The sequence below is a fragment of the Lacisediminihabitans changchengi genome, from assembly GCF_016634425.1.
Lineage (GTDB): Bacteria > Actinomycetota > Actinomycetes > Actinomycetales > Microbacteriaceae > Lacisediminihabitans > Lacisediminihabitans changchengi.
In genome coordinates, this window is sequence record NZ_JAEPES010000001.1 from 489,101 (window position 1) to 507,979 (window position 18,879).

Genomic DNA, 18,879 nt, shown 5'->3' on the forward strand with positions numbered 1-18,879 from the left:
GACTTCGGTAATGAAGTACGCCCGCTTCGCTCTGCCCCGACCAGACGGCTTGCCCAACCGACGCGTACTGCTCATTTTTCCGGCTCTCGTCGTGCTGTTCGGAATCATCGTCGTCGGTTTTGCTCTCAACGGGACGTCGTCCGGCGAGATGTACGGCCGGATCTATGCGGGAAACGATCCGGCGCTCCTCGCCGGGCATCCTGAGCTGATCCGCTCAGACGAGTGGTACGTGAACACCGCTTGGTCGATCTCGCAGGTCGAGCAGGGGCTCCCGGAGATCAATCGGACGATGCCGGGGGGAATGGATGCGGCGCTCCCCCACGACCTGCCGCGCTCTGACTGGTCGGTCGTCTTTCGACCGCAGCTCTGGGGCTATCTGGTGTTCGACGTCAACCACGCCACAGCGTTCAAGTGGTGGATTGCGGCCCTGACCTTCATCGGCGCCGCCTACCTCTTTCTCGTGACAGTGTTGCCCCGGCGGCCGCTCGTCGCTGCGGCCCTTTCGGTCGGCTTCTTCTTCAGCCCGTTCTTCCAGTGGTGGTTCCAGACCGTCATCTTCTGGCCGATGGCCTGGGCACTGGTCACCATGGCAGCGATGTTGTGGGCAGTTCGCTCGGACAGCCGTGCGTCTCGATGGATCTGGGCAGCGCCGGTGGCATTCCTCACCGTGGTCATGGCAATGGGTATCTACGCGCCGTTCATCGTGCCGATCGTGCTCGTGGTCGCGCTGTTCGCCATCGGCACCGTGATCGAACAGAAGAGACGCGGGGCTGCGTGGCTGGCTCTTCTTGCAAGGGCGGTCCCGATCCTCATCGCCGGCGCGCTTGGCGCGGTGGTAACGCTGATCTGGCTGCAGACCAAACAGACCACTCTCAACGCTTTCTTGGCCACGTCCTACCCCGGCGAACGTCTCACCCCCACCGGGTCGAGCCTGCTCGCGACGGGGGCACGCACGATCGGTTCGTCGTTCTCGCAATCGCTGTCCCTCGGCGATGGCTTGCTCAACATCAACGCGTCCGAAGCTTCGACCTTCTTTCTGATCGGGGCGTTCCTGATCCCCGTCGTCGTCTGGATCGTCGTGCGCGCCGCACGGTCGCGCGTCCCACTGCCATGGACTCTCATGGCCATGGTCGGGTTCATCCTGTTGATCGTGGCGTTCTGCTACATCCCCGGCTGGAATGCAATCGCGCACTTGCTCTTTCTCGACCGCTCCATGGATGCTCGACTGCGAATTGGGCTCGGGCTCGCGTCCTTCGTGATTCTGGCCTACGTCATCCGCTATTTCGACGACGAGAAGAGCCAGGCGGGACTTCGGATCTCCGTGCTTTCAGCGGTGCTGTTCGTTCTGTCGCAGCTCGCTGTCGCCTTGGCGGTGATCCATTTCGGTGGACGTGCGACGCTCTTCCGGAACTCGCCGCTCTGGTGGCTCGACGCGCTTGCCTCAGCCGCGGCCATCTTCTTCGTCGCGCGCAGGCGACCTGCACTAGGCACCGCTCTCTTCCTCGCCATCAGCGTCCTGAGCACCGCGGGCGTCAATCCCGTCTATGTCGGAGTCTTCGATCTGCGAAATGCGCCGGTGACGAAGGGAGTGCAGCGGGTCGATGCCGAACGGCCGGGAGACTGGGTCGGCGTCGGTGGTGTCGAAACCTCTGCCATCCTGATGGAGTCGGGAGTGACCGCGTTCAATGGGATGCAGGGGGCACCGTCGCGCACCATGTGGAAAGAGATTGATCCAACGTCGCAGTACAAGTACACCTGGAATCGACTCGCGGGCATCGGCTGGGTCTTCGCACCGGGCGAGCCCGTCGTCAGCAATCCTGCGGCCGATCAGATCGTCTCTACGTTCGACGCTTGCTCTGAATTCGCACAAAAGCATGTCGCCTATGTGCTGTCGACCGAGAAGAAGGTCACTTCGAAGTGCCTTGTCGCCGACCGTTCGTTCCCCGCTCCGAAACAGACCTTCACCATCTACCGGGTGATTCCGAAGACCTGATTGTTCGCTAGAGCCGCCGGCCGAGTCGAAGAGCGTCGATTGCTGCCGGGAAACGGGCCAGCGAGACGAGAGCGGATCGTCGAAGACGCGCGCGTGGACCGATACGCGCGACCTCGGTGATGGTGCGGGCGATCTGGCGAGCCGTTGCGTGGTCTTTCGCCGCGAGCGCGGCCCGGTAGGCGTGCCCCAGACGCTCACTGGCGGACGGGACGAGGACATGGTGGATGAAGGCCTCGGTCTCGTCGTCGGTGGCTGATCTGCCGCGGAGCTGTCGGGCCAGTCGGAGCCGAGATGCGGCACTCTCGAACCTGCGGCTCGCGATGTCCATGTCGGCGAGGGCGAATACGGACCGAATGGCCGGAACCGTTCGACCCCCCGTCTGACCGTCCGAGCGCGCCACGAGAGCCTCGGCATCCGCGCGGATCGATTCCGCCGCGTCAAAGCGGGCGAGTGACACCAGCTCGGTGAGGATGCGCGCTGTCCAGACATCCGCGCTCCCGCGGGAGTCGACTGTTGAGAGAAGCGAGAGTGCGGCCGGAAGCGCATCCGGGTCGAAGCGGGCGAGCGCAAGGGCACGGTGGCGCGCTGCGTTGATCATCAGGTCGGACGAGTCGCCGTCAAGCACATTCGCCTGTTCCACCCAGAGCGCCGCAGCCCCGAGGGTGAAGTCGAAGTACTGCAGGGCGAGTGGCGCGTCATTGCGGTCGACCAGTTCCCGCATCCCACAGTGATATGCGAGCGATATGGAATTCCAGGGCACGGGCGTGCCGGCGTGCAATGCAGCGAGAGCGGATGTCGGGGACGCCAGGTCGACTCCATGCCTGTCGCTCACCGCGGAGATGGCACGATCCCGGCTGGCGCCAGCGATTTCCCACGCTCCGCGGTTGACCAGCGACCTGAAATGCCGAGTGGCCATGCCGCTTCGGAGGGCGGACCCGGCCGGACCCAATTCGGCGCTCTGGTCGTAGTACCGCTCGAGCGTGGAGGGGTCCGGACCGAAGTCTCCGAACTCCACCGGCTCCGAAGAGTCGATGGCGGCGATCGCCCGAAGGGTGCGACCGTCGAGTTCGATCCGGACGGCGCCGAATCCTGCCTCTCGAAGAAGCATCTCGAGCCCGCCGGAGCTCGCGAGGAAGAGGTGATACCCCGGACTCAACGCAATGATGATTTCGACGTCCGGCTCGTCCGGGGAGACGATCTCCGCTGCGGGTGTCGTCAGTATCAGGCGTCCGGTCGGGGAGAGATGAGCCGCGATCGCCTGCAGGAATCCGAGCGGATCAGGAACGTGTTCGAGTACCTCCGACGCGACAATCAGATCGAAGGCACTGTCGAAGCGTGTCTCTTTTAGAAGGAATTCATCCCGGATGACGATGCCGAGTTCACGCGCGCCCCGCCGTCCAGAGGTCCCCGGTTCGATGCCCATCGCATCCCACCCGAGAACGGTCTTGCCGAGGTGAGCGCCGAATCCGTAGTTGCACCCGACATCGAGCATGGTGGAAACCTGGGCCGGGTCGATGTAATAGAGGTTCCGGGCGATGCCTTCGAGACCAGCTCCGTTTTCGACGTACGCGTCGACTATCGACTCGGGAGTATTGATACTGAACAGGCCGCCGAGAATGGAGATGGAACGGCATCGAGGACACCGCACAGTCTCAATCCGGCCGACCGGCATCCCCAGTACCGCGACGTCGCCCGAAGCATCGCCGTCGTAGCGACACACCGGGCACACGATGTGGGCTGACCCGGACTCCCACACGAGAACAGCAACCAAGCGACTACCTAATCCTTTTCGATAAGAGCCCTTGAGCAGACCCGGAGACATTCTGCCAGCGGATCCAGCGATCTCGGTCAGGAACACGGCTTCGCCGCCGAAGGGTCACAGCTCGGGTTCACTCCGTCTTAATCGGCTCTGGATGCGCCGCACAACCATGCGGGGACCTCCATTGTTCAGGTAGTGAGTGACGAGCCTCAAGTCATGGCGAAGACCCGAGGGCTTAACCCGTTGCCTGGGGCGCGCGACGGAGACAGCGGTTCCCCCCATCCCTTGCCTGTCTCTGGCGTGATGCGCGTCGGCGACGAAGTCGACGAGGGGAGCAAGCGCTCGCTCCCAAAAGTACAGCTCTCGAACCCTGGCGATGTTGGCCTTCGCCTCGTCGATCAACTCGTCGTCGAAGAGCACGCGCTCGAGGGCCGCCGACAACGCCTCCATGTCGCCGGCGGGGACGACGAGACCGAGATTCTCGGCCTCGATGAGCTCCGCGAAATGGTCCCCCGCCGTGACCACCATGGGAAGGCCGGCCCACAGGTAGTCGAGGATGCGGGTGCGGAACGAGAAGGTCGTCTCGATGTGGGAGAAGTGGGTACTGACGCCCGCATCCGCCTCCATGAGGTAGTTCTCGCGATCGGCGTAGTCCACCCAGGACGGATTGAAGAACACGGTCCTGTCGAGCGCGCCGAGGCGGGCCGCAAGCTCACGTGATTCTGAGACGATCGCCATCTCGGGCACTCCGGGATGCGGGTGCTTGGTTCCCTGAAAGAACAGGCGCACGTTCGGTCGGCGCTCGGACAGATCGGCTACCGCCCTGATCAGGATCTTCGGGTCGAACCAGTTGTAGAGCCCGCCACTCCAGAGCACGACCTTGTCCGTCGCTGCGATGCCGGGCACAACGCCCTTCAGTACCTCGCGGCGGTGCTCGGGCGGGGTCGAGGAGAGTCCGAACGGCGCGACACCGATCAGTCCGTCGAGGTCGGGGTCGCCGTCGTAGGTCGCGGGGTTGATGCGGCCGAGAGAGGCGAGCTGTCCCAGCCAGAACATCCGCTGGCGATCTGAAGCGCTGAGGAAGAAATCTCCTCGACTCATCTGCTCGTTGAGCACACCGGTGGCATCGCTGACCTGGGTGGCCCACTCGGCGGAGGGGAGGTGACGTCCCTGCTCGAGCTGTTCGAGGTGCATCGGGTCGTAGATGTCGACCACGACGATCTTGGTGGTGCGACGTAGCGCTTCGAACACCGCCATCGCATGGCCCTGGAACACAATGACGTCGGCCCACTCCTCGAGCTTGTCGAACGCCCGGTCGTCGCCCGGCGCCACGTGCGCGATGTCGAATGGCGCATCGATCTGTTCGGTGCCACTCAGGGTGACGAGTGTGACCGAGTTGTCCCGAGAAAGCAGTTCGGCCATGTTCCAGGCGCGGATCGCCGGTCCGGCGAGTTTCTTGCCGATCGGATCGCCGGTGATGATGAGAACCCTCGTCGCGATGGGAGGGTCGGCGACGTCGAAGACCGTGACGATGTTCTCGTATCCGCGCAGGTAGTCCTCGTCCTGGTAGACGGGCGCATCCGCTTCGCCGAACAGTCTCCAGATTCGGCTGTCCGACACCGTTCTCGTCGCCTGGATCTGGTCGCGAGCGGCGCGAAGGGAAGGGAGTCGTTCGACGAACTGATCGATGGCGTACAGTGCCGAGACGGTGATCTTGGGAATCTCGATGTCCGACTCGCTGTCGCCACCCGGCTTGCGCAGGTCGAAGGCCGAAGAGTCGATCTTTCCGCGCGCGATGGCGCGTCGAACGGACAGCGCCATAGCGGCCGGAAGCGCCTCCGCGAGGTTCTTCTCGTCCATATTCTTATAGAGGGTGAAGAGGGCATTCCGTTCGAGAAGGTAGGTCTCCTTATACGAACCGAACTCTTTCATCGAAGCATGGTGCTTGTGATACGCAAGCGATCGCGGCTCGTAGGCGAAGCGCCAACCGCGCAGGTTGAGTCGCCAGCCGAGGTCGACGTCTTCGAAGAACATGAAGTAGCGCTCGTCGAACCCCTCGAGCTCGTCGTAGACGGATCGCCTGACGAACATCGCCGACCCGGTGCCGAACAGCACGTCCTTTGGAAGGTCCGGCGTTGCGGGGATGGCTTCCGCGGTGTCGGGTTTGTAACCCATTCCGTACCAGGTCATTGCCGACCCGATGTAGTCGACGAGGTTTCCTTCCCAATCGAGCACTCGGCTCGCGACGGCGCCGATGCTCGCCGACTCGGCGAACCGCTCGACGGCGGTCCGCACCCAGAGCGCATCAGGTCTCGCGTCGTTGTTCAGCAGGGCGACGAACTCGCCGCTCGACTCTGCAACACCCAGGTTGCAGCCCCCGGCGAATCCCAGATTCTTGGGAGAGACCACCACCGTCACGTGCGGTGCTGCGGCTCGGATGCGTTCCTCGCTGTTATCGCCAGAAGCGTTCTCCACCACGACGATCTCAAGCCGATCACTCGGCCAATCGAGGCGTCCGAGATTGCCGATCGCCTCAATCGTGTCGTCCGTGCCTTTGTAGTTGACGAGCACAACGGAGACGACGCCTGGTCGCAGTGTGGGCATGCCGGCCTCTCTTGGGCGATTGGGAGCCACGGAAGTCTATAACGGAGGTCAGCCGCGGAAGCGGCGAAACAGGCCCGTCACCGCGCGGACCGGGGCGGTGATCCTCCAGGAGAAGCTCTGCTCGAGTCCATCCACCCTAGTCTGGAGCGAAATCTGCTTATCGAGGCCAGCAAGGATCATCTTGCGAGCCAGGTCGGGTGCGCGCTCCCCCGTGAGGCAATAGGTCACGAGGGGCTGCAGCACGCGCTCCCAGGTCATCGTGGCGGCAAACGACTTCACCCGGTCGACCGTGGCTGCGTGCTCGACGTCATCGAACAGCACAGACTCGAGGGCCGATTCCAACCCGGCGACATCCTGAGGTGCGACTACCCGTCCCAGCTCATGATGTTCGATGATCTCCGCGAACGTGTCGCCGGCGGTGCTGACAATCGGCAGCGAGCCCCAGAGATAGTCGAGGATTCGGGTGCGGAAGCTGAAGGCGGTTTCGAGATGATCGAGATGGGTGCTCACCCCGACATCCGCATCCAGAATGTAGTCGGCGCGTTCGTCGTAGGGAACCCAGCCCTCATTGAAGAACACGACCGACCCGAGAAGGCCGAGCTCTTTCGCTAGGTTCTGCGCGTCGTACGACATCTGCATGGTCGGCACGTTCGGGTTCGGGTGTTTCACGCCGAGGAAGAAGAGGCGCACATTGGGTCGGCGTTTGTGCAGCTCCGCGACCGCTCGGATCAGAGTGAGGGGATCGAACCAGTTGTAGATGCCACCGCCCCACAAAATGACCTTGTCCTCGGCGCTGATGCCAGGAATAGTTCCTTTTATCGCGTGGCGCCTCTGCACCGGAGGCGTAGCATCCAGCCCGAACGGAACGACGTCGAGAAGGCTGCGAAGACTCGCGTCCTGATCGTAGGTCGCTGGGTTGATCCGCCCCATACCGGCAAGCTGGCCCATCCAGAAGTCACGTTGTTTGTCCGACGCGCACACCATGAAGTCCGCGCGGAGAATCTGGTCGTTGAGAACGGTGACCACATCGAGACCCAGCGATACCCGGTCGCTCCAGGACCGATCCTTGCCCTGCTCGAGTTGTTCGAGGTGCATCGGATCGTAGATGTCCGCGACGATGATCTTCTCGGAGTCCTTGAGCCACTTGTGGGTGGCTAGGAGATGTCCCTGGAAGACGATGACATCCGCCCACTGCTCGCTCTCTCGCAGGCCGATGGAAGACGCGTCGAAGATCTCGAAGTCGGGGTGGGTCAGAGACGAGTGGACAGTGGACGCCAATTTAACATTGGCCACCGCAGAGAGTGCCTTGGCCATCTCGAACGCTCTGATGGCTGGCCCCGCCATTCGAGGCGCCAATGAATCGGCGGTTACAACGAGTATGTTGCGCTGGTCGGGCATTGGGAAAAAACATCCTTAAAATCAATCAACCGTCGGCCCCCGGATACCGACCCGGACGACGAGGGAGATCCGGCACGAACCCCGCGTGCCTGCCTCATGTTAACACTGGGCGGTGCCGAAGACAGTGTGAACGCGCGTGGGTGCGATTAGGCTGACCTGCGTTATTCCGCACGAGAAACTACGTTGGGGCCACCAGTGACCATCCAGATCAATTCGAGCCCACCCCGAGATATCAAAGCGACAGCCGTCCGATGGATCACCAGGTTCTGGGCCGTGGCACTCCTCGTGATCGTGGGGTTCTCGGCGACCCTCACGAACGTCGATAAAAATGGGCCGACGTTTTCGCCGTACGACGAGTGGGTCTACTACGACTACATCACGAAGGTTCCGACCGAGGGCTTTGTGCGCCAGGGCGAAACGATCGGCGAGGCTGGCCTTGAGGCCATGGCCTGCAACGGCGACACGTTCGGTCCAAGAGGCGAGCCGTGTACCGGGCCGACGGGCACCTACGACACGCCCTCGGTCTACCCGCAGCAGGGACTCACCACCGCCGACCTCTACACCCCCGCCTATTTCGCCCCCACCTGGGCGGTAGCGAAGGTCATTCAGTTCGTCACCGGCGTTTCGCTCCTGACCGCCGCGCGAGCTGTCGGGTCACTCTGGCTAGTCGCCGGGCTCATCATGCTCTATCTGCTGTGCCGCGAATTCAAGCTGAGTAAGAGACTGACGCTCGGGCTCGGACTCGGAGTGATCGGCCTCGTCTCGACGCACTACGCCTTCAGCTACATCAGCACGGATGCTCCGAGTCTCGTCGCCGGAGCCACCGTCGCCTTCCTGGGCGCGCGGTTTGTGAAGTCAGGGAGATTCGGAGGTTGGTTGGTCGCCGCCTCGGTGATCGGAACTCTTCTCAAAGTCACCAATATCTTCGCTGTCGGCCTCGTTGTCATCATGCTGGTCATCTACGCGATCGTCCGGCGGCGCGCGCCCGTGAATGATTCCATTCCGCGATCTCGCACGATGATCAAGTGGGCCCTGATCGCCGCCGTGTCGTCCGCCGTCGCGCAGGGGATCTGGCTCCTGATTCGACGGGCGACGCGCGTGGGCGACGGACCCGATCAGGGTTTGTCTGGCAACGTCACGCCCCACGGGCTGGCCGCGAACGTATTCGTCTTCTTCTTCCCTCGCGATGGGATATCAGGAGTCAGCCCGATACCAACCCTGTTGACCGCACCTTTCATAGTTCTGGTCATGGTCGGGATCTTCGGATGGTTCATTAGCACCCGAGGCTGGACCCTGAATCGAGCGTGGGCCATAGCCACGGCGGTGGCGTTCACCGTGTTCGCACCCTTGCTCGCGCTATCGATGCAGGTGGTTCTTGGAACCGGCGCGCCGGTCTCGCCCCGCTACGGGCAACCGCTCGCGCCGATGTCCGTGGTGGCGGTCGGAATGCTGGTTCGCAACAACCTCAGCGAATGGCTGATTCTTGCCTACGGAGCCGGGCTCAGCGTGCTCGCCCTGTTCTGTCAGATCGGATAGTCGAGCGTCTCAGCGATCCGATGCATTCAGCGCGGCAGGCTCTCGCAGGCGATGCCGTCGTTGTCTCGATCGAGGCGAGCGATGTCACCGTAGGCGGGGTAGTAGAGGTTGTAGAAGGCCTGCGCCTCAGGTTGCGTCGAGAAGCTCGAGCAGTTAATGCCGGAGCTCGGCCGCGGCGGAACCGTCGGCTGCACATCAGGAACGGGCTGGCTCAGCGACTCGCAGGTGATCAGGTTCTCGACACCGGAAGTCAACGCCGCCGGACCGCCGAGAAGCACGTGGGTCGTAGCGCCGAGGCGCGCCATCTCGGCGAGAGTCGAGGCGTAGACGCAGTTGCCCGGGGTCACGAACAGCGGCGCGTGATCGTGGCCGGCGAGCGCCGCGCCGGCGAGCGCGTCAGCAAATCCTGAGCCCACAGCCAGGAACACGGTCGGCGCGGATTCGAACGACCCGTTGTTGATGGCCACGGATGTCGAGTAGCGGTCCGCTCCGGCCAGGCGCGAGACGACGCCCACCCCGGTCACCGTCCGGAGGGACGCCGAGAGGCTTTCCGACACGACTGCGGTGCCGCCCGCGATCTTCACCGACGTGACGTGAAGCGAGGTGAGCAACTCGCTAGTGGCCGGCGCGACGGCGGAGGCGGAACCGTCCACCAGGACGACCGGAGCGCTGACGCTCCCTGCTGCGGCGGAGGCGCTCAGCGCATCCGGGAAATTCGTTCCGGTTGCGACAAAGGCGCTCGGGCTTCCCGCGGGGAATGCGTTGCGGTTGATGGTGCGGGAGGTCTCGTACCGATCCACTCCCGAGTCGCGACGAATCGCCGGTGTCATCGCGGAAAGCTGGTCGTAGACCTCCGGCGATACCGCCGCGTTGCCGCCCACCACAACGATCAGCTGCGGCGCGAGACGCGTGATCTCCGCGGCCACCACGGCGGGAAGCGAATCAGGGGCGGTCAGCAGCAGCGGACCTCCGAGAGCGGCCGCAGCGGGCGCAGCACTCAGGGCGTCCGGATAGTTCGTGCCTGTCGCGACATAGGCCACCGGTACGCCTTCCGCGAATCGGGAGGCTATCGCCACGGACGTCGAATACCTGTCGCCACCGGCCAACCTCTGCGGCGTCGAGGTGACCGCCCCCGAGGTGACCGCCCCCGAGGTGACGCCGGGCACAAGGGCATGCGCGGCAGTCACCGGCATGACGAGGGCGATGGCTGTGACGAGGACGGGTAGAAGGCGGAGCGCTATCACAGAGACCAATCATGGAGTTCGGGTTGGTCTGAGCATAGGAGACGCGATTCATCGTCAACACTCCCCGTATGGGGGCCGCTGGGTGCCCCCTATGCTCCGAGGAGGCTCGACAGGTAGACGCCGTATCCGCTCTTCCGCAACGGCACGGCAAGACCGGCGAGTTGATCGTCGTCGATCCAGCCCGCACGCCAGGCGATCTCTTCGATGCAGCCGACCTTGAACCCCTGCCGGTCTTCGATGACACGCACGTACTCGGATGCCTGCATCATCGATTCGAAGGTGCCGGTATCGAGCCAGGCGACTCCTCGGTCGAGCACCTGCACCTGCAGCGCCCCGGCGGCGAGATAGCGCTCGTTGACCGTGGAGATCTCCAGTTCCCCTCGAGCACTCGGCTCGATGGTCTTGGCTATCTCCACCACGGAATTGTCATAGAAATAAAGACCGGGCACCGCATAGTTGCTCTTCGGGACGACCGGCTTCTCCTCGATCGACTTGGCGACCATGTTCTTGTCGAACTCGACAACACCATAGGCCGTCGGATTCGCCACGTGGTACGCGAAGATGAGGCCGCCGACGACCTCCCCATTCGTGCGAAGCGACTGCCCCAGCCCCGCGCCGTGGAAAATATTGTCGCCCAGCACGAGAGCGACGCTCTCGTCCCCGATGAACTCCTCACCGATGATGAAGGCCTGCGCGAGGCCATCCGGCGACGGCTGTACCGCGTACTCGAGACGGATGCCGAGGGCGCTACCATCGCCGAGCAGCGCCCGGAACTGCTCGTTGTACTCGGGAGTCGTGATGATCAGGATCTCCCGGATGCCCGCCATCATGAGCGTCGACAGGGGGTAATAGATCATCGGCTTGTCGTAGATCGGCATCAGCTGCTTGGAGATACCACGGGTGATAGGCCACAGGCGTGTTCCGCTGCCGCCGGCAAGGATGATTCCGCGCATGGTTCAGACGACCTTCGTATCGAGCGATTTGTAGAACGCGCGCGCATCCGCCCACCGGGGAAGCAACCCGAGTTCGGCGGCTTCCGCGAGCGACGGCGCGTCCGTGTCCTTCGGGGAGAGCAGGAGTTCGCCGATTTCCGGGGGGAAGACCAGTCCGATAGCCGGGTCCGTCGGATCGATCCCGTGCTCGCGGCTCGCGTTGTAGGTGTCGCTCACCAGATAACTCACCGTCGCGTCATCGGTCAGCGCCACGAACGCGTGCCCGAGCCCCTCGCCCAAATAGATCGCACGTCGATCGATGCTGTCGAGCAGCACCGAGTCCCACTCGCCGAAGGTGGGCGAGCCGACCCGGATGTCGACGACAAAGTCGACGACGGCCCCATGCGGAGCCGTGACGTACTTAGCCTGTCCCGGCGGGATATCGGCGAAGTGAATCCCGCGCACCACGCCTTTCTGAGACACCGAGGTGTTGGCCTGCCGGAGATCGAGGGAGTGGCCGACGGCCTCCTCGAGCAGGTCATGTCGATACCACTCGAGAAAGACGCCGCGATCATCTCTACGTTGGATCGGGGTTATCTCGTAGGCGTCTGGTATTGATAGCTCTCGGATTTGCACGTCTACGAGCCTATCGGAGGGCACCGTTCGGCAATCCCGATCGGGCTACTCGGGAATGTGGAGTGAGTCCAGGTAGGCCGCGATGGTCGGCTTTGCTGCGCCGACGGCCCTGAGCTCTCCACGGTTGAGCCACGCTGCGTGGTCGCACATGTTCTGGACGGTGTCCATCGAATGGCTGACCAGGATGACGGTCTTGCCAGCCCTCTTGAAGTCCTCAAACTTGCGGAAGCACTTCTCCTGGAATTCGGCGTCTCCTACCGCAAGGACTTCATCCACCACGAGGATGTCCGGGTCGACATTGATGGCGATAGCGAAACCGAGACGCACATACATGCCGGAGGAATAGTTCTTCACCGGCTGGTCGATGAACTGCTCGACGCCCGAGAAGTCAACTATTTCGTCGAACTTGCGGGTAACTTCCTTCTTCGACATCCCGAGGATCGAGCCGTTGAGGAAGATGTTCTCCCGGCCGGAGAGCTCGGCGTGGAAACCGGATCCCACCTCGAGCATCGCCGCGATCTTGCCAAAGTGGGTGATTTCGCCCTTGTTCGGGTAGTAGATGTTCGCCAGGCACTTAAGCAGAGTCGACTTTCCCGAGCCGTTGCTCCCGATCAATCCGAAGGTCGACCCGATGGGAACGTCGAAAGAGACGTCGTCCAGAGCCAGGAAGTCCTCATGCACGGATGTCCGACCGCGCATGATGGCGGATTTCAGGCTCTGATTGCGCTCGTGGTACATCCGGAAGCTCTTGGTGACATGATCCACACTGACAGCGATGTTGCTCACAGGGCCTCCGCCAGGTTGCGTTCGTTCTTGCGGAAGACCAGCATTCCGAACCCGATCGCGGCAAGCGACCAAAGCACACAGATAAGCCATTCGTTCGTGTCTGGCCAGCGATTGTCGTAGATCAATTCTCGGAAGATCGCCGTGAAATGCACCATCGGGTTGAGTTCGTAAAGACCGAGAATCGTAATGGGTGTTCCCAGCAGGCCATCGTGTTTGGCTGATTCATTGGTCACCAGGGAGATCGGGTAGATGATCGGCGTGAGATAGATCCAAAACTGGAGAACGATCCCGAGGAGATATTCTGTGTCACGGAAGTACACCGTCATGATCGAGAACAAAAGACCGATCCCGGCGGCGAACACCGCGAGCAGCGCCATCGCGACGATAACCAGCGGCAGCCACGGAAGCACAAACCCACCGGCGATCGTAATTGCAATAAGCAGCACGACCATTTCGAACGCCCAGTTGTAGGCGCTCGCCCCGACTGTCGACAGTGGGAGCACTATGCGACTGAACGACACTTTCTGAATGAGACCGGAGTTCGCGACAAGCGAACCGGCACTTGTCGACACCACGCTGGAAAAGAAGGTCCACGGGAGCAATCCACACAGAAGCCACAACGGAAACACATCGAGACCGCTCGGGCTCCCGGGAGGAGGGTTGCTCTTGAAGATGAACCCAAAGACGAACGTATAGATGAGCATCAAAGCAAGAGGGTTGACCAATGACCAGAGTTGGCCGAACACCGTGCGCTTGTACTTACCCCTGACCTCGCGAGAGGTGAGGTTGAAGAGCAGCTCGCGGGAGCCCCACACTTCGTTCAGGTATTTCATCGATCCTCGCTGGAGTTCACGTGCGCTCACGAATCGAGCCGTGAAGCTCGGAACAATCTAGCCTAGAAGTATGATTACCTACCGATGACACCCTCCGCGCACCAGCCTTCCCCGCCCGTGGTCGGTGTCGTGACGGTCAGCTTTGGCTCGGCCGACGTGCTCGGCGGATTCCTGGATTCCGTGCCGGCCGCGAGCGCTCTTCCCCTCGCCGTCGTCGTAGCAGACAACCGCGCCAACGACTCCGAGGCCGAACGCCTGGCTCGCGCGGCCGCGGCGTCCTATCTGCCTCTCGATCACAATTACGGCTACGGTGGCGCGATGAACCTGGCGGTGCGCACCCTGCCGAATTCGATCGAGTGGGTGCTGATCAGCAACCCGGATGTTGTGCTGCAGCCAGGCTCGATCGACACTCTTCTCGCTGTCGGAAGCACAGATCCTATGATCGGAGCGGTTGGTCCGTCGATTATGACGGATGGCGCGGTGTATCCGTCGGCGCGAGCTGTGCCCTCCCTGCGCACCGGGATCGGTCACGCCCTCTTCGCCAACATCTGGATCGGCAACCCGTGGACGCGTGCCTACCGGCGCGACACGTCCACCACTGAAGAACGCCGGGATGCGGGCTGGCTCTCGGGGGCATGCCTACTCGTGCGTCGCTCGGCATTCGACAGCCTCGGCGGATTCGATGACGGATACTTCATGTACTTCGAAGATGTCGACCTCGGCTACCGACTCGGCAAGGCCGGGTTCAGGAACGTCTACGAGCCGGACGCGGTCGTGACGCACAGCGGGGCCCACTCGACCAGCGACAACTCCGGCCTGATGATCAGAGCCCACCACACGAGCGCGCGCCGGTTCCTCAGCCGAAAATACTCGGGTTGGGTGCTATGGCCGGTGCGGGTCACTCTGTCGATCGGACTCGCCGTGAGGTCGGCCTTGCTCGCGCGGCGTTCGCGGCGCCCCTGATTGGCAACGGGAGATCATGACCCTCATATCCCGCTCGGTCTCGCTGGTGCGCCGGCTCGGCCTCGAGTCACCGGCTCGCCGTGCACTCACGAACACCCGTAGCGCCGTCGCAACCTGTCGGCGACTTGTTCAGGCCATTCTGAACGGCACCCACAAAACGGCGGCAACGATTCGGCGACTGCCGGAGCAATGTCGGCGGACACGGGCCTACCGGGACCTCCTTCGGGGCCCGATCGTTTTCGAGGAACTCGTCGGCACCCCGAGTTCGACTGCCGTGGCCGTCATCGTCTGTCTCTGGAACCGGCCGGAACGGTTAGCCGACATTCTTGGCATCCTCTCTTCCCAGACGACGGAGTCGACGATTCGACTTGTGCTCTGGAACAACCAGCCTGACCATTCCGCCCAGTATCGGCGGGCCATCGACGAGTTCACACCGACGGAGATGTTGAACAGCGTCGAGTTCGTCGAGTCCCCGCACAACATCGGAGGGATGGGCCGGTTCCTCGCAGCGCGCGAGCTGGTAGCGCGAGGCTACACCGGTGCGTACATCATGATGGACGACGACCAGAACTTCGGGCCGACCTTCGTCAGCGACCTCCTCGCCGCAGCTACTCCGCGATCGGTGCGAGGGGTCTGGGCGTGGACGAACGACGGGGCGTACTGGAATCGCACGCAGCTCGAAGCGACCGGCCAGCTAGCGGATCACATCGGTACCGGTGGATGCGTGTGTGATTCGGCCATCGTCAACGACCCCGAATTCTTCCACTCAATCCCCCCACGATTCCTCTTCATGGAGGACATCTGGATGAGCCGCTACGCAGCACACAGTGGATGGACGCTCGCGATGGTCGAGTCGCCGTTCTCGTTCGTGCTGAGCGAGCGGGACCAGGGTCACGCGCTCTTCGATCGCAAGGAAGACTTCTTCGACTGGCTGAGCATCCCGGGGCACATCCCCACGAGACCAGCCTCGCGCTCGTGAGAGCGAGCGATCAGCGCGGATGAAAGAGTGACAGGACTCTTCGAATGGGAGCCGTGAGTTTCCACGAAGCGCTGGATTGGAACGAGGCGGCGAGTTCGTTCGCCTCGAGGACCTCTTCTTTCAGCACCTGGCACTCAGCCATGAGGTTCGACTGGTCCGCCCGGATGGCGGCCAGTTCGTTCTCGAGTCGACCGATCTCCGCGGAGGGGATGCGCAGCGCCGATGTCATCCGGTCGCGCGTGACGTCCCACTTGCGATCAACTCGAATGGGCCACTCGTGCCAGAGGGATGATGAATTGTCCAAGACCATCCGAGTGACAGCCACCTCGGAGCTCCGCAGGGCGAAATTGACCGAAAGCTGGTCTCGGCGAGAATATCGCAGAAGGTGGTCCCACCAGAGCTGCATGGCCGCATCCACCTCGGAAGTCCGGCGCCGAGCCAAAAGCGCCGTCCAGTACGGCACCTCCTCCAACACGGCCGGGACGATGGTCGAGTAGTGGATCAGCTGTTCGTACACGCGGGAAGGGTCGTCGTAGCCGTCCGCGGCGACCGCGTCAAACTCCCCGATCACACTGGTTCTCCAGCTATGGCCGGGAATGGCGAGATCGGTCTCCCTGAGCCATTCGTCCAGCAGCAGATTGGGTGTCGCCCGCAGCCTGACACTGTTGTCGATCCAGAGAGTTTCGTCGTAGTCGCCAAGAATCTCCGGCCCACGCACCTTGAGGTAGCGCGCGCTCCTGATGGTGTCGAGAGGAAACCTCGGAGTAATCAGCCGAATATTCCAGGTCTTGCTTGTGAGCTGTTCGTCATCAGTGAAGCAGATGAATTCGATATCGGTCTCTAGCGCGACAGGCTGCTCATTGAGTTGCTCGTACCTGCCGATGAGTGCGGTATAGACGACTCGGCGTGGTTCTGCCGTCAACTGATGGTCCTCTCCAGTCGGGTAGAGCACGAGGTGCTGGACGGGAGACGGCCATATCCACTCGGCCCAAGAAACGCTAGCAGGGCATGAGACCAGAAACACCATCGCCGAGCGCTGACGCGCCACCGAGCAGGGTCAGAGTCGCCGTGCGCGTTCTCACCATCTGATCGATGACGGATGCCGGAACACAAGACTGCGGGGAGAGGAACAGAGGTACGGAGTTCGCTCCGGCGACAGCGCCTCCGGTGAGCCCGTCCGCGTAAGCCGTGCCGGTCGCGAGATAGGCAGAGGTCGCCGCGGGGAAGGCTGCAGCATTGACGCTGGCGGAGGTGGAATACCGGTCCGGGCCCGCAATTCGCGTGACGGTACCGAACGCACCAAGAGCGGAAGTCATGCCGGCTGAGATTGCCGCCTCACCGCCCACGATGACGAGTTTCGTCACGCCAAACGAGCGAAGAGAGTCTGCAATGGCGGACGGAACTGCCGTGGCCGACCCGTCGACCAACAACAGGGGAGCCCTCTGCGAGCCTGCGGCCGACGCTGCCGAGATCGCATCGGGGAAGTTCGCTCCGGTCGCGATGTAGGCGGTGGTCGCGGGGTTCGCCGGGCCGTACAGGCTGCTTCCCACAGCGATGGAGGTACCGAAACGATCCGTGCCGCTGATCCTCACGACGCTCGGCGAAACGGAGGACAGCTGCGCGAAAGCACTGGCCGAGATAGCAGAAGGGCCACCGACAACAACAATCTGTTGCGGCTGTAGTCGCGCGAGTTCAGCCAGGACATTGGCTGGCACCGCCGCGCTGGTCGCGAGCAACAACGGTGCCCGGCGAGCAGCGGCGATCGGAACAGCGCTGAGAGCATCCGGGAAATTCTCGCCCGACGCGATGTAGGCGACGGGCACCCCGGCAGCGAAGTTCTTCTGCGAGATCTGAACGGCCGTGTCGTAGCGATCCGTACCGGCAACTCGAGACGACGATGTGACAACGGAGCCAACGGTGACCGTGGTGCAGCCGAGGTTGATGTCGGTACCGAGCGACTGGTTCTCCGCATCGGCGCAGACCGATTGGGTCCCAGGAGCGGCGGTGACCGTCATGGCGAACCCGTGGTTCGGTCCGGCCCCGGGGACGGCCGCATCGGCTGCGGCATTCGCTCCTCCGGCTGGGATGAGAGTGCTCCAGCCGTTACCGCGCACCCTCACGTTGATGGCGGTGCCCAGCACGTCCGGGTCGACCGCCCATCCCGTGACGGAGAGGCTGTTTGCCGCCCCGGTCACGGTCTGCAGTGCTCCGGTAGGATCTCCGCTCGGTCCGCCGAACCATTGGTTGTAGTAGACCCAGAAGTTGCGGTTGCCATAAGCGCCGCACGGCGCGGTCCCGTAGAGGTTCGCGAGGGCCGCGGCGTTCGGGGTGTAGGGGGTGTAGTTGTACAGAGCGGCGGTCGCATAGTTGTCGACGTTGACTGTCTTCGACCCGCAACTCGCCACGGTGCTGTAAGCGACCTCCTGCACGCCGGGCTGCCGGGCGAAACGCCCCGCCTTGTAGACCTTGAGTTGCCAGGTTCCCCAGTAGATCTGGTTGAAGAATCCGTAGTACTTCGTGTCGCACACCGCACCGTGATCTGGGCAGGCGTACCCCATTGCAATTCTCAGATTGGCCAGCGTCGGCGAGGTGCCGGTGATGAGCGCCTCCTCCTTTTGCAGGGTCACCAGAATTACCCGGGCGCTGATGCCACACGCCTGCTGCACTTTGAAGATGATGCGAGCGGCCGACTCGTTGCCTTCACTCGGATAGGCGCTGCAGACCAGATTGCCGGTAGCCGAAGAGCTCCGTGACGGCTGGCTCGTCGTTGGGGTCACATAACTCTTGAGACAGCCGTTCGCCCCACATGCGCCCGGTTGCTTCGACTCCAGAAACGACTGGATCTGCGCCTGCGACAGGGCGTTGCCGTCGTAGAACTTCGAGTCGTCGATGATGTGGCCAGCGTTGAACTGGGAGCCGTCGAGAGCCTGTGCGGCAGTTGGAGACTGAATCGCCACCAGCCCTCCGACGAGCAGCGCCAGCGAGAGACCCGCGGCGACCAGTCGGCCGCGATTACGTGCCCCCATAAGAGGAATCGATGTCCTGTACCGCATGTGTCCACATCCCGAGTCGGTCATACCAAAGCTCTTGCATACTAACGAGCGACCAACCTTGGACGCCTAAGCGCTACAGCGCGCCGCACAGGCGCTGTTTCGAGAAGAGACCGGGTTTTCTTCCCTCGACGATATAACCAGTCAACGCCGGTCCAGCCAACCC

14 protein-coding genes are annotated in these 18,879 nt (G+C 62.8%); 4 read left to right on the top strand and 10 right to left on the bottom strand.

Annotation, left to right across the window (positions count from 1 at the left end):
- Positions 1-10 precede the first annotated feature (10 nt).
- A complete protein-coding gene (locus IV501_RS02340) occupies positions 11-1,993 on the top strand; it encodes a DUF7657 domain-containing protein (protein ID WP_200554793.1) in 1,983 nt (660 codons plus the stop codon).
- Positions 1,994-2,000: 7 nt separating this feature from the next.
- Here IV501_RS02340 and IV501_RS02345 read toward each other — a convergent pair whose 3' ends face one another.
- From IV501_RS02345 to IV501_RS02355, 3 genes are all read right to left on the bottom strand, one after another.
- Positions 2,001-3,764: a class I SAM-dependent methyltransferase gene (locus IV501_RS02345; protein WP_200554794.1), complete on the bottom strand. Its 1,764-nt coding sequence runs from the start codon at positions 3,762-3,764 to the stop codon at positions 2,001-2,003.
- 105 nt (positions 3,765-3,869) lie between these two features.
- Complete coding sequence (locus IV501_RS02350; RefSeq protein WP_200554795.1) at positions 3,870-6,356, bottom strand: glycosyltransferase; 2,487 nt, start codon at positions 6,354-6,356, stop codon at positions 3,870-3,872.
- A 48-nt stretch (positions 6,357-6,404) separates the two neighbouring features.
- A complete protein-coding gene (locus IV501_RS02355; RefSeq protein ID WP_234698098.1) occupies positions 6,405-7,634 on the bottom strand; it encodes a glycosyltransferase family 4 protein in 1,230 nt (409 codons plus the stop codon).
- Between the two features lie 393 nt (positions 7,635-8,027).
- Here IV501_RS02355 and IV501_RS02360 point away from each other — a divergent pair, with 393 nt between their 5' ends.
- A complete protein-coding gene (locus IV501_RS02360; RefSeq protein WP_200554797.1) occupies positions 8,028-9,290 on the top strand; it encodes a glycosyltransferase family protein in 1,263 nt (420 codons plus the stop codon).
- Positions 9,291-9,316: 26 nt separating this feature from the next.
- On the opposite strand, the gene IV501_RS02365 is transcribed toward IV501_RS02360, so the two are convergent.
- The 5 genes from IV501_RS02365 to IV501_RS02385 all read right to left on the bottom strand — a co-directional run bounded on the left by IV501_RS02365 (position 9,317) and on the right by IV501_RS02385 (position 13,721).
- Positions 9,317-10,534, bottom strand: a complete 1,218-nt coding sequence (locus IV501_RS02365) for a cell wall-binding repeat-containing protein (RefSeq protein ID WP_200554798.1) — start codon at positions 10,532-10,534, stop codon at positions 9,317-9,319.
- A gap of 89 nt (positions 10,535-10,623) precedes the next feature.
- Positions 10,624-11,487, bottom strand: a complete 864-nt coding sequence (gene rfbA, locus IV501_RS02370; RefSeq protein WP_200554799.1) for a glucose-1-phosphate thymidylyltransferase RfbA — start codon at positions 11,485-11,487, stop codon at positions 10,624-10,626.
- A 3-nt stretch (positions 11,488-11,490) separates the two neighbouring features.
- Positions 11,491-12,102, bottom strand: a complete 612-nt coding sequence (locus IV501_RS02375) for a dTDP-4-dehydrorhamnose 3,5-epimerase family protein (protein WP_200554800.1) — start codon at positions 12,100-12,102, stop codon at positions 11,491-11,493.
- Between the two features lie 45 nt (positions 12,103-12,147).
- The gene (locus IV501_RS02380; protein WP_200554801.1) at positions 12,148-12,888 is read right to left on the bottom strand and encodes an ABC transporter ATP-binding protein; all 741 of its coding nucleotides are present in this window, start codon (positions 12,886-12,888) and stop codon (positions 12,148-12,150) included.
- Positions 12,885-13,721 carry an ABC transporter permease gene (locus IV501_RS02385; protein ID WP_200554802.1) on the bottom strand — a complete coding sequence of 279 codons (837 nt, stop codon included), beginning with the start codon at positions 13,719-13,721 and terminating at the stop codon, positions 12,885-12,887. Before IV501_RS02385 ends, IV501_RS02380 begins: the two co-directional genes overlap by 4 nt.
- Positions 13,722-13,805: 84 nt before the next feature.
- Between IV501_RS02385 and IV501_RS02390 the strand changes: the two genes are divergently transcribed.
- Together IV501_RS02390 and IV501_RS02395 are read left to right on the top strand one after the other, a co-directional pair.
- The gene (locus IV501_RS02390) at positions 13,806-14,684 is read left to right on the top strand and encodes a glycosyltransferase family 2 protein (RefSeq protein WP_200554803.1); all 879 of its coding nucleotides are present in this window, start codon (positions 13,806-13,808) and stop codon (positions 14,682-14,684) included.
- 16 nt (positions 14,685-14,700) lie between these two features.
- Complete coding sequence (locus IV501_RS02395) at positions 14,701-15,663, top strand: glycosyltransferase family 2 protein (protein ID WP_200554804.1); 963 nt, start codon at positions 14,701-14,703, stop codon at positions 15,661-15,663.
- A gap of 10 nt (positions 15,664-15,673) precedes the next feature.
- On the opposite strand, the gene IV501_RS02400 is transcribed toward IV501_RS02395, so the two are convergent.
- Positions 15,674-16,690 (bottom strand): glycosyltransferase domain-containing protein, encoded by a 1,017-nt coding sequence (locus IV501_RS02400; protein WP_200554805.1) that lies wholly within the window; start codon positions 16,688-16,690, stop codon positions 15,674-15,676.
- Positions 16,662-18,689 carry a cell wall-binding repeat-containing protein gene (locus IV501_RS02405; protein WP_200554806.1) on the bottom strand — a complete coding sequence of 676 codons (2,028 nt, stop codon included), beginning with the start codon at positions 18,687-18,689 and terminating at the stop codon, positions 16,662-16,664. Before IV501_RS02405 ends, IV501_RS02400 begins: the two co-directional genes overlap by 29 nt.
- Positions 18,690-18,879 lie beyond the last annotated feature (190 nt).